The sequence below is a fragment of the Eisenbergiella tayi genome (assembly GCF_001881565.1).
GTDB lineage: Bacteria > Bacillota > Clostridia > Lachnospirales > Lachnospiraceae > Eisenbergiella > Eisenbergiella tayi.
Window position 1 is genome coordinate 601,672 of sequence record NZ_MPDJ01000005.1, and the last position, 12,187, is coordinate 613,858.

Here is a 12,187-nt window from a genome sequence, read left to right on the forward strand (position 1 = left end):
CTCCTTTTTTTGCTGTCCGTCAGGCAAACTGTTCCAGTTCGTCCGCTCTCACTTCTCTGTTTTCCGCTGCGGAAAGATAGAACGCTTCTATAATCGCAGCCACGTTGAGCATCTCTTCTTCCGTAATCAGGCGGGGCGTGCCTTTTTGAATCGCATCCGCCATATTTTCGATAATTCCCTTATGACCAAAATCTTCCATGGCTCCCGGCTTCGCGATTTCCACTTCCAGCTGGGCATCCACAAGATTATCTCCCTGCTGCCCGTACAGGCTGATGGGATTCTCCAGGTTTTCTCCCTTGCGGTATACCATTCCGTTCTTTGTTCCCGCGAACCGGTAAGCATCCGCCTTGGGAAGGTTGACCGCCCAGGCAAATTTCATCTGCATCTGCATCCCGTTCTGAAACCGTACAAGGCCTGCTGCATAATCCTCCACGGTAAATTCTTTTCTGTCATAATCATTTCTCGGAAGGAACGGCTGATTTCCCGTCATGGCCGGCAGAGTTTCCTGATTCGCGTCATATCTGTCCGCCACCTTGCGCCATGTATTTGCAGATACGCTCGTAAAAGCAGGATTTCCCAGCACATACAGCGCGCTGTCCAGATAATGCACGCCCAGATCGCAGAACGGGCCGCCGCCATTATCTTCCGCGGAGTGGAATCTTCCCCAGGTGGGAACTCCCCTTCTCCTGATATTCTCAATTTCCGTATAATAAATCTCTCCCAGCTCCTGGCTGTCCACTATCTTTTTCATTTCCTGAACAGCGCCGATCCTGGAATTCTGGCAGGTCATCAGCAGCTTTCCGGCCTTCTTTGCCTCAGCCAGCATTTCCTGTGCATCGCGCAGAGTGAGCGCCAGCGGCTTCTCACACAGTACATTGGCTCCTCTGCGAAGCGCTTCTATCGTAAAATGTTTGTGCGTGTTGTTAGCCGTACACACATGCACCAAATCAGGCTTTTCCTTATCCAGCATTTCCATGGGATCCGTATAGATGTTTTTGATCCCATAGGTTTTTGCGAGATGGATCAGCGCGTCTTCACGGCAGTCCGCCACACCTGCCAGCTCCAGGCGGTCCTTTAATTTATTGATGGCCGGAATGTGCTGTGTTCCCGTGATAAATCCGGCTCCTATAATACAAACTCTCAGTTTTTTATTTTCCATTTTCCTGCTCCTCTTTTATCTGTCTCCGATACTGGACAGGCGTACAGCCGTACTTTTTCTTGAAAACAATATAAAAATAATTCGTGCTGTTGATTCCCACAGCCTGACTGATCGTACTGACCGTATCCTGTGTTTCCGCAAGAAGCTCCGCCGCTTTGCGCAGCCTCAGCTCCATAAGATAATCATTACAGCTCACATGGACGGTGGTGAAAAAAAGCTTTCCGAAATAAGCCGGTGAAAGCCCGGCTATATCCGCCAGCATTTCCACGCTCAGACTGCTGTCCATATAATGCTCTTCCATATAACTGCGGGCGGCACTCACTGCATCGTTGGACGCACCGTCCTCCTGTTTCCTTTTCCGTTCTTCCATAATCCGGTCCGCCAGCTTCTCCAGAAGCTGTGAAAGCTCCTCCATCGAACCGACGCCGTCCATGGCCCTGCGGATCTGATCAGCCGGCTGGCTGCGCAGGCTGCTGTTCTCCGGGCTGTAGTTCTGCACCATTTCATGGTACAATCTCGCTGCAAAACCGATGATATTGTCCACATCCATTTTTTCCAGCCGTTCCACAAAATGATGAATTTCACGCCGAATACCCTGGCTGTCCCCGGCAAACAGGGATTCTCCCAGATTTTTCGCCGCTTTATAGGGATATTCCGGATTCCGGATCCTTCCATAGTCATACTCCGCGTCAATGATCACTCCGCTTCCCAAAAACAGCCTCTTGCGCTGTCCTTCCATGGCCGAAAGCCAGGAACTTCTCAGCTCCCCCCAATGGCTTACGCATTTCCCATAGCAGGCTTCGATGACAAGGCTCATATGACACATAAATTCATTCTGTAATTCTCCGATGCCAAGCAGCACCTCGGAAGGCACGGCCGGCGTCTTCAGCTTCAGTACCACCATCCTGCAGTTGGTCTCCGTCATAACCGGCAGATTGACACAATAGCTCCCTATCAGCTCCTGCAGTATATTCCCCAGCGCAAATTCGATGATCTGCTGATCCTTTTCCGAAAACCGTTCCAGAAAATCATCGTTATCGGCAAAGCTGATAAGCAATACTCTGTAATATGCGGCATCAAAACTGAATTCACAATATTCCGGAGGGTTTTCCTGCTCCTGGGGTATGATCTCCCCCCGCGCCACAGCCTTCAGCCAGCTGTCACTGAGAAACCGGGCAGAACGGCTGCGGTATTCTTCCAGCGCCGAGGTTCTTTTTTCATAGGTTTCAAAAGCCTGGTCAAAAGCTTCTATTTCGTTGATATGCTCCTCCGCATCCTTGTGCTCCAGCTTCCGGTAAAGGCTCCCCAGGGGGCTGTATATACGCTGGGCCAGAAGAAAGGTCACCAACAGGTTCACTCCGATCATGAGGGCCTCAATTCCTGCCACAAAAAACAGCAGCTCCTTTGCTGCCGGCAGGATTTCCTGTCCTGCGCGGACACTTACAAAATACCAGCCGGGTACGGAGGATTTCAGGCAGGCCACCATATATTTTTCCCCGCCGACGCTTTCCCGCGCCGTAAAGGAAGTCTCCGTCATCCGCAGCTTTTGCGCGTCCGGAAGAAGCTCCCGGCAGGATGTGCTGCCGTTTCCCGCATCAATCAGGATCTCCCCGTCTTCTCCAAGGACAAATACCTGGGCGTCATGCCCGATCCTCTCCTGCGGCTGAAACAGTTCCCGGAAGTAGCTTTCTTCCACATCGATCACAATCAGCCCGCTGGCATATCTCCCTTTTGGTACATAAACAAAAGTTAGTACCGGTATCGTCTTCGAATCTTCAATATTTTCATTTTTTTTCACGTTTCTTTTAAAGAAGAAAAGTCCATTTTCTTCCTCTTTATTCCTGACCTGCCGGATCGGAGCCTCCAGTCCGGTATACACGCCCCTGGTTCCCAGGTAACGGTCCGTATTCAGATTAACGACTCCGATAAAGCCAAACTGTGCGTTCGCGGTCTGAAGCACCTTTAGGTTTTCCAGCAGCCTGAACTCCTCCAGCCTTCCCAGATCTTTTCTTTCCATAAAGGAGGAGGCATAACCGGACGCCAGGATATAGTTGATGGCAGGCGAAAGGCTTTCATAAATCCTTTCCGCCGATGAATCCAGCTGCGACAGATTTTCCAGAGAATAGGCCGCCTGCTCCTTCTGGGAGGTATCCCTGAAAATGAGATACAGCGCTCCGCTGACGAACAGAGTGGAAATCATGTTCAGCAGCAGAAAGGACAGTACGATCTTCCTGTAGAGATAGAATTTCTTTATTTTCCGCAACACAGCCATCCTCCTTCCGTTCCCGCATCTCAGCCTCCGCCGGCAGGAAAGGTTTATCACTTTATTTCATCTTATCAAAGTGCTGGCTGTCTGTCCATGTACCGCATCCGGCAGCCCGATTTATCCGATAATTTCCGCTCTTGTCACCTGACCGCCGCGTTTGGCCGACAGATAAAAGGCTTCCAGTATCGCCGTCAGATTCCGGATTTCCGCTTCTGTTATCATCATCTCCTCCACGCCGTCACAGACGTTCAGGAAGTGCCGGATCAGCAGGTAATGACCGGGATTCTCCATTCCCTTCACCTCATATCTCGTATGAAGATCCAGTATGGTATCGGCCATATCCTTCCCCATCATTCCATAGAGACGATATTGGTCGCGCGCAAGCTTATCATAGACAAAGCCGGCTTTGCTTCCCGCCAGACGGATTCCGTCGCATTCCGGCGCATTCAGCGCCCAGGAAAATTTGAAGTTAACAAACAGGCCGTTTTGAAAACGAATGCTGCCCGCCGCATGATCCTCCACGCTGAATTCACTGCCGTGGTAAGGCCTGCGCAGAAAGGCATCCTGCGTGCCGGCTGCGGGCTTCTCTTCCTCTTCCGTCTGTTTCGCCAGCATGGCCGCCGTCATTCCGTAAATACTTTCAAACTCCGGATTCCCGAGCATAAAAAGCAGGGAATCCACAAAATGCACGCCCACATCACAGAACGGGCCGCCGATACTTTCGCTTGCGAGATGAAAGGCTCCCCAGTCAGGAATTCCCCTCCTTCTCACACATTCCAGCTCTCCGAAGTAAACATCCCCCAGCAGGCCTTCCTTCACCAGATTCCGGATGGTTTCCCTCTGCCCGAAACGGTTATTATGGCAGGGAATAAATAATCTCCCGCACTGCCGGGCCGTCTCGTATACTTCACAGATATCCGCATAAGTCATACATACGGGCTTTTCACAGATGACATGGGCTCCTGCCTTCAGGGCCGCAATGGTACAATCCTTATGATACCGGTTCGGCGTACACACGGACACAATATCCGGCCTGCACTCTTCCAGCATCTGTGCGGAATCCGTATACACCTTTTCGATCCCGTTCCTCTTCGCCACGAATTCCGCCGCTTCTTTTCTGTTGTCACATACCGCTATAATTTCACACCGATCCGACAGGGCCTGATAGGCCGGGATATGGCTGGTCGCTCCGATCAGCCCTGTCCCAATCACAGCCACTCTATATTTTCTGTTCATTTTATGCTGCCTTTCCGACCGCAGCCGCGGCCTGATTATCTAGGGAAGAATCTGTAAAAACTGTTCTGTTCCCGGTGAGAAATAAATCTCAAACACACTTTCCTTCGCTCCCTTGGGAACATAAGCCACATCAAACCGCTGATCCGGCTGATCCTTCACCGATACAGGCTCATATGTTTTTCCGGAACGCAGGTCGGCAAGGCGGCTGCATTCCCCTTTTACAACGATCTTTATATATTCTCTGTATTCCCTGTAGGAACGTACAAGAAAGGTATCGTTGTCATACAGGAACAGATTATAATGATCCTCAGCCTCCAGATATACTCTCTGATTCTTTGCAAAGTTTTTCCGGAACAGATCCGCCACTTCCACAGGAAACTGGTACAGGTCCGAATAATTATCGGGAATATTCCATATGTAAAGCTCTCCCTGACCGTAATCATCCCTGAGCCAGACAGGATAATTGCAGTATTCCGTAATCATTTCCGCGTCGGACCAGGTCGCATTGGTTTTATAATCCATACCGTGCATGGTTATGGCTGCCGGGCCGTGGAAGAATTCCCTTCTGTCCCCGATATAGGGATCCGTACAGAAATAATCTCCCGTAACCACCTTCTCCGTCACTCTGGCGGAGGTCATATCCTCTATTCCCCTGCCCTGCATGTTTTTCACAAAACCGCTGGTTACGATGGCATGTCCCCCGTCCGCCACATAGTTTTTCAGTTTATCCATCACCTGGGGATCCTTACAGGCCGACGCCGTCAGGAATATACTATCCGCTTTTTCATCAAAAAATGGCGTGGGCTCCAGCGGAATGCCCAGCATTCCCACGTAATTATAGAGCTGATCCTCTCCGCAGTCCGCGTTGAACGGATGATACACACTCACCCCCTGCGGTTTTCCCATCCGGCTCCTGTCTTCATCCGCCAGCCTCAGCTGACAGCCCAGCATGGGAAGATACGGGGAATCGGTCAGGCCTCCGAAACCGAAGAGACAGATTTCCTTCGCCCCGGCATAGACGGCGAGCAATACCTGCTCCGCATACCAGTTGATATTATTGGAGCTGTCCCCATTGTCCACCCAGGCGCCATTGTTCTTTCCGGGCGCTGCATTTTCCAGATACCGGAAAAGCGAATAGCTCAGGTAACGGGGAAGATGCTGCTGGCTCATCTTCGGATTCCTGGATTCCGCCGCCGTATAGATGGCATCGAATATATCCTTCTGCTTTTCCGGGTTATAACCGGTTTCCTGCCATGACTCAAACCAGTTCGGATATTTAATGACACATTTACAGTCCGGATTCACCTCCTTGGCCGTATCACATACAAGATGCGCGATTTCCTCCATAAGCTCCAGGCGGTACTCCGACCAGCTTCTGTTCCCTTTTTTGCGGATACATTCCTTACATCTGCAGCTGGTGAAAAAGAAATCGTCCAGAATGAATTCATCAAACAGCTTTGCCGTCTGCCTGATTTCTTTTTTCAGTTCTTCCCTGAAATTATCCCGGGAATAGCAGTACACATCAAATATCCGGTGGACAGTCTCATCATCCAGATCCGTGGTTGCGGTAAAGCCGCCCGCAACCTCGATTCCTCTCTCCTTAAAAATTTCAATAAATCTTTTAGCCTTCTCTTCGGAAAGCCTGTGTTCTCCCCGGAACGGCTCCAGATAAATTTTATCCAGGCCGCCCAGATAAGCGTCAAAATAATCAATCTGCCTTACAATATCCTCTTCGGCCGCTGATACCAGATATTGTGCATGTGCATAAGATGCAATTTTAAAATTTTTATACAGTCCCATTTTTTTACCTTAATCCTGTCTCAGATATGCCGTGCAAACGGCATAAACACTATTCTTGTCACTGTCCTCTGAACTCTTCAAACTGTCTTCTGTATTCATCGATCACCTTATCCATTCCGGCCGCTTTCAGATTAGCTATGGCATCATCAATGTGGCTGTCATAATCCACAAGGCCGAATTTAATAGGATAAATGGACGCGATCACTTCTGTCTGAAGGTTTGCGATTTCATTTGCTACCGGTGTCTGGTCGAAGGTAAAGCCAATAATAGGGCTGACCGTAATCTTGCCGCTCATAGGCTGTGTTTCCACTTCCAGACATTTTTCAGAAATTCCTTCCTCAAAAAGCTTGTAGTCGATCAGGCCCATCTGCCATTCATCATAATGCCAGGTATTATTTCCATCCGGCCCTTTGACAAATTCCGCGATACGATCGCCTACTATATTGTAATTACGTCCTTCAATTCCATAAGTGAACAGACGGTAATTCTCTTCATTGCTGTAAAGCCAGTCCAGAAACTTGATTCCCGCTTCCGGATTCTTGCAGGAGCTGGGTACCGCGTTGCCATTGAAAATGGAGAAGAAACGATAATTTCCAAGCTCTTCATTCAATACAAAATCCGATAACGTATTTCCTGTATTTTTCTTCAGGCTCATTTCCATGGCCGGATAGGTATAGGTATCAAAACCGAACAGGAACCTTCCGTTTTCCCCTTCACTCGCCTGGAATTCATGATCCAGTGTGAGGATATCGGGGTGAAGCAGACCCATATCATACATTTTCTTATAGGTCTCGCAGTCCTTCTTAAAATCTTCGCTTTCATACCAGGAGGATACGGTTCCGTCCTGATCGATCCTTACCAGCCCCAGTGTATTTTCCACCGTGAAGGGAGCGTCATCATAGGTTCTGTGCATCCAGTCGGGAACAGAATTGAGCTGATGAGGCCAGCAGTATACATTTTTGCCTGTCTCTTCCTTAATCATCTTCTGCATTTTAACCGCATCATCCAGCAGCTCGTCTATCGTCTGAGGAATGGTACAGCCCGCTCTGTCAAAGACCTCCTGCTGATAGTAAACCCGGCCGTAATCCTTGCTGATATTGTTCGTGGAAGCCGCTGGTACGGCAAGAATTTCCCCTTCTACGGTAAAATCACTCCAGAAATCTCCCATCACTTCTTTCAGATGAGGATATTTGTCCACATATTCGTTGATGGGAATAATGGCATTCTGGCTGCGCAGCACGGATGCCGACTTCAGATCCTGCATTACATGAATCAGTTCAAACTCTTCGCCTGTGGACAGCATCAGGTTTGTTTTCTGATCCCATGCATCCCAGGGTATCCGGATCAGCTCCACTTCCAGGTTCATCCCGTCTTCCAGCAGCTTCTTATTCACCTGCTCAAGGACATAAGCCTGATCCGACCACTCATTACCGGGCGTCACATATCTGACCTTCTGGATTTCTCCGCTTTCCGCCTCCGCAGCCGCTGTTTCCTTGTCCTGCACTGCTGTATTATCCACAGCACTTGTTTTCGCACTGCTTCCGCAGCCTCCCAGCAGCCCTGCCGTCATCGCCGCAGCGAGTATGAGCGCCATGCCCTTGCCTGCTTTTTTCCGTTTCATAAAATGTTACCTCCCTTATTTTTCTATTGAATTGTTTTTTTCTTATTATTTGTCTGCTTTTCTCCTGCATCCGCATTCTAACCCTTAACAGATCCCATAATGATACCCTTTACAAAGTATTTCTGCAAAAAAGGGTAGAGGAAAATAATCGGTCCCACAGTCATCACCACAGTCGCCATCTTCACACTTTCCGTGGGCAGCACCATTCCTGTAGATGCCCCGTTTACCATCGTCAGCATTTTAATATCCGACTGTATCTTCATCAGCAGCATCTGCAGCGGATAGAGGCTGGAATTGTCCACCAGCATAATCGCATTAAACCAGCTGTTCCAGTACCCGATGCCATAAAATAATGTGACGGTCGCCAGGACAGGCTTACACAGCGGCATACAAATCTGCGTTGCAATTCTCAGTTCCCCGGCTCCGTCAATCCTTGCAGATTCCATGAGCGCCACCGGCACATCCTTAATAAAGTTCCTCACCAGAAACATGTTAAACGGTGTGAAAACCATGGACGGAATGATCAGCGCCAGCATGTTGTTATACATGTGCAGCTGCCGGCATATCAGGTACCAGGGTACCAGACCCGCATTGAAAACGGAAGTGATAAAAAAGTAAAGTGCAAAACCGTTTCTGTATTTCACCTTCTGATTGGCCAGCGGATAAGCCGCAAAGTAAGTCATTATCACCGCCAGGAACGTCCCTGCCACCACCATGACAATCGTCACCCCATAGCTTCTGAACAGAGGGGACCCCGGATAAATCATTCTTCGGTACGCTTCCAGGGAAAAGGCCTCAGGGAAAAACGAATAGCCGTTCATTCCGATTGCCCTTTCATCCGTAATGGATACCATGAAAACAAGCACCATCGGCAGAATGCAGCACAGGGAAAAGAGAGTCACCAGCGTATATATGATAATTCCCGACAATTTTATTTTTTTCATTTCTTTCTCTCCTCCTGGCTCTTAAAACAGCGCGCCGTCCGGATAACTCTTTTTTACAATATAATTGGTAGTGAAAACCAGTACAAAACCCACCAGGGACTGATACATTCCAACTGCCATGGAAAGCGACGGATCCCCCGTCACACGCAGCATACGGAACACATAAGTATCGATGATATCCACCTTCGGCAGCAGCTGCCCGGAATCCTTTACAAGGGCATATACCATACCGAAATCTCCGTAGAACATCTTTCCCACATCCATCAGAAGCAGGATACATACGGTGGGCATCAGCAGCGGAAGCATTATTCTTCTTATGATCTGGAACCTGCTCGCCCCGTCAATTGCCGCCGCTTCATAAATACTGCTGTCAATTCCGGCGATGACTGCCAGGTAAATAATCGAACTGTATCCGGCCGTCTTCCATATCCTTGCGATAACAATGATAGCCCTCCAGTATTTTGCCTCCGAATACCAGGATATCGGTTCCAGATGCAGCGCCGTCAGTATGGAATTAAATATTCCGTAATCTGTGGAAAGCAGCGCATATAATATGTAGCTTACGATAACCCAGGATATAAAATAGGGAAACAGCAGTGTCGACTGCGCAACCTTCAGAAAATATTTGTGTTTCACTTCATTAACCAAAAGAGCCAGCAGGATTGCGAACGCCGTTCCGAATATAATATAGTACACATTCATCAGCACCGTATTCCTGGTAACCTCCCATGCCCGGGAGCTCTTAAAGAAAAACTCAAAATTGCTCAGGCCCACCCACGGGCTTCGTATCCCCTTCCTGAAATCAAACTTTTCAAAAGCGATTATCATATATGGTAAGGTAGCATAGCCGAATATAAATGTATAAAGGGCTGCAGGCGTCAGGAAAAGATAATTCCATTTGTTTTTTCTCAATTCCCGGAACACTTCTTTCACTTTCTTCATTTTTTCACCTCCTTCCCGCTTGATTTGGTTCAATGCCGATTATATCTGCCAATTCCTTTCACGGTAAACAGAACAATTTCAGAAAAGCTATAAAAATCAGGCATATTCAACGCAAATCTCAAATTTTTATAGTTAATAAAATTTTTTACTGGATATATTGCACAGTAATGTCAATTATTTATAGTGCACTTTTGCTTCATGTTTATTATTAATGCCAACCACCCGATACCACGCCCTGTGAGCCGTCCTTATACCCAATAAAAAAAGGAACCGGATTTCTCCAGTTCCTAATTTCCCATTCCCTTATCCCTTCCGTCCGCCAGTTTCCTTTTATATTCCACCGGAGTCATTTTCATCTGCTTGGCAAATGCCCGGTCAAATGAACGGAGCGAATTGAAGCCCGCTTCATATGCCGCTTCCGTAACCGTCCTGCGGCCATCCTGCAGAAGCCTGCAAGCCCGCGACACTCGCAGCGTCCGGACATATTCCCCGAAAGTCATATGAAGCTTTTCCACAAACAGATGGGATATGTAAGAGCCTGAAATATGAAGCCCCGCCGACACCGCCTCCAGCCGCAGATCATCCTCCACATGTTCCACACAATAATTCAGTATCTGCCTGAGCGTCTGCGTATCCGCCGCCGATGTGCCCTGCAGCCTCATCCGGGCCAGCAGCCTCCCCAGTAATATAAGGAAATTCCCCTTCATTTCCGCCCCGGAAAACATATCCGTCTCTTTCTGCGCAAGCTCCATAATGTTCTCCATAGCCTGTTTCAATTTCCTGTCCCCCATACCCCCTTTGATCAGCGCATCCTCCGGCACCATTCTCTGAAATACCTGGGAAAATTCCTCCGTCAAATCCGGCTGGAAAATAAAGATCATATAATACTCTTCCTCCACCTTCTCATAACGATGGATCTGATTGGGGAACACAATGAATACATCCCCCTCCTGCAGCCTGTATTCCCTGGAATCCACAAAGGCGGCCGCCTCTCCCTTCAGCATTCCCACCAGTTCAATATGATCATGCATATGCGCATCATAGGAGAGATCCCTTCCATAATGAATCTGCAGCGGCACCGGCCGCTTTTCATAAAAAAATTTCACAAAGTCCCCTTTCCGCCCACCTTTTTGCCATAAAGCTTCCTTATTTATTATATGAATGACATCCGTCAGTCAAATAAGCATATTTTGACTTGCTTAATTCCTGTTTTGGCTTGTATTATAACATATTTTGTCTTATTTTAACACTATAAGCTGTGCTGCAGGCCAAACAGCAAACCGGCAGTGAAAAATGTCTGCTGCCGTCCGAAGCATCCAATGGGCCTGCCCCGCAGCATCGGAACAGCTACTGCAAAGAATAGGAGGATTTATTATGTTTTGTCCAATTGCCTTACAGCTTTATTCCGTGCGGAATGAGCTGCAGAAAGATTTTCCCGGTACCCTGGCACAGGTGAAGGAAATGGGTTACGACGGCGTTGAGCTCGCTGGCTTATGCGGTTATTCCCCCGAACAGGTGAAAAAGATGTGCGAAGAAGCCGGACTGGTTCCTATCTCCGCCCATGTCCCGCTGGCGGAAATGTCCGCGGATCCCGAAAAGACCATGAAAGACTATGCCGGAATGGGATGCCGCTATATCGCTATCCCCTACCTCACCGAGGAATTCCGTCCGGGTGCAGAAGGTTATGATAGCTTTAAAAAAGAAGCCTGCCATCTCGGAGAACTCGCCAACGCTAACGGCATGACCCTCCTGTACCACAATCATGACTTCGAATTCGCCAAAAAAGACGGAGAATATCTTCTCGATATCATGTACCGCGATATTCCCGCCAGCCTGCTGCAGACCGAACAGGATACCTGCTGGGTAAAGGCCTCCGGAGTAGATCCCGCCGCCTATATCCGCAAATATTCCGGCCGGGCGCCCATCGTGCATCTCAAAGATTTCTACAAATCCGGAAATGCCGGTGTTTCCTACGCGCTGATCGGCCTGGAAGGAGAACAGCATGAAAAGAAAGAGGAAGGAACCTTTGAACTCCGTCCTTTAGGACAGGGAATGCAGGATATCCCTTCTATCCTGAAGGCTTCCGAAGAAGCCGGCGCCGAATGGCTTGTGGTGGAACAGGATGATCCCACTAAAGGGCTCACCCCCATAGAATGTTCCCGCATCAGTTTACAATACTTAAAATCTCTGGATTAAATCCAAAATATAAGCAGGAGGAA

General features: G+C 48.6%; 9 protein-coding genes. 1 reads left to right on the forward strand and 8 read right to left on the reverse strand.

The window, feature by feature from the left end; genetic code table 11:
• Positions 1–19 precede the first annotated feature (19 nt).
• The 8 genes from BLA28_RS20755 to BLA28_RS20790 form a co-directional block, all read right to left on the reverse strand.
• On the reverse strand, positions 20–1,159 hold the full coding sequence (locus BLA28_RS20755; protein WP_069157884.1) for a Gfo/Idh/MocA family protein: 1,140 nt from the start codon (positions 1,157–1,159) through the stop codon (positions 20–22).
• Entirely contained in the window at positions 1,149–3,425 is a 2,277-nt protein-coding gene (locus BLA28_RS20760; protein WP_169897280.1) for an AraC family transcriptional regulator, read from the reverse strand. The genes BLA28_RS20755 and BLA28_RS20760 overlap by 11 nt, the downstream gene beginning before the upstream one ends.
• 117 nt (positions 3,426–3,542) lie before the next feature.
• A complete protein-coding gene (locus BLA28_RS20765) occupies positions 3,543–4,661 on the reverse strand; it encodes a Gfo/Idh/MocA family protein (protein WP_069157886.1) in 1,119 nt (372 codons plus the stop codon).
• A 39-nt stretch (positions 4,662–4,700) separates the two neighbouring features.
• Complete coding sequence (locus BLA28_RS20770) at positions 4,701–6,461, reverse strand: hypothetical protein (protein WP_081330054.1); 1,761 nt, start codon at positions 6,459–6,461, stop codon at positions 4,701–4,703.
• 58 nt (positions 6,462–6,519) lie between these two features.
• Complete coding sequence (locus BLA28_RS20775; RefSeq protein ID WP_069157887.1) at positions 6,520–8,082, reverse strand: ABC transporter substrate-binding protein; 1,563 nt, start codon at positions 8,080–8,082, stop codon at positions 6,520–6,522.
• 77 nt (positions 8,083–8,159) lie between these two features.
• A complete protein-coding gene (locus BLA28_RS20780; RefSeq protein ID WP_069157888.1) occupies positions 8,160–9,026 on the reverse strand; it encodes a carbohydrate ABC transporter permease in 867 nt (288 codons plus the stop codon).
• Between the two features lie 21 nt (positions 9,027–9,047).
• A complete protein-coding gene (locus BLA28_RS20785) occupies positions 9,048–9,968 on the reverse strand; it encodes an ABC transporter permease (RefSeq protein WP_044967556.1) in 921 nt (306 codons plus the stop codon).
• A 287-nt stretch (positions 9,969–10,255) separates the two neighbouring features.
• Positions 10,256–11,074 (reverse strand): AraC family transcriptional regulator, encoded by an 819-nt coding sequence (locus BLA28_RS20790; protein ID WP_069157889.1) that lies wholly within the window; start codon positions 11,072–11,074, stop codon positions 10,256–10,258.
• Positions 11,075–11,342: 268 nt separating this feature from the next.
• On the opposite strand from BLA28_RS20790, the gene BLA28_RS20795 reads away from it, so the two are divergent.
• The gene (locus tag BLA28_RS20795; RefSeq protein WP_069157890.1) at positions 11,343–12,164 is read left to right on the forward strand and encodes a sugar phosphate isomerase/epimerase family protein; all 822 of its coding nucleotides are present in this window, start codon (positions 11,343–11,345) and stop codon (positions 12,162–12,164) included.
• Positions 12,165–12,187: the final 23 nt, after the last annotated feature.

Bases quoted from the DNA above. Each gene is read 5' to 3' on its own strand.
- BLA28_RS20795 (WP_069157890.1), top strand. From the start codon at position 11,343: ATGTTTTGTCCAATTGCCTTACAGCTTTATTCCGTGCGGAATGAGCTG.
- BLA28_RS20785 (WP_044967556.1), bottom strand. From the start codon at position 9,968: ATGAAGAAAGTGAAAGAAGTGTTCCGGGAATTGAGAAAAAACAAATGG.
- BLA28_RS20775 (WP_069157887.1), bottom strand. From the start codon at position 8,082: ATGAAACGGAAAAAAGCAGGCAAGGGCATGGCGCTCATACTCGCTGCG.
- BLA28_RS20765 (WP_069157886.1), bottom strand. From the start codon at position 4,661: ATGAACAGAAAATATAGAGTGGCTGTGATTGGGACAGGGCTGATCGGA.
- BLA28_RS20780 (WP_069157888.1), bottom strand. From the start codon at position 9,026: ATGAAAAAAATAAAATTGTCGGGAATTATCATATATACGCTGGTGACT.
- BLA28_RS20770 (WP_081330054.1), bottom strand. From the start codon at position 6,461: ATGGGACTGTATAAAAATTTTAAAATTGCATCTTATGCACATGCACAA.
- BLA28_RS20755 (WP_069157884.1), bottom strand. From the start codon at position 1,159: ATGGAAAATAAAAAACTGAGAGTTTGTATTATAGGAGCCGGATTTATC.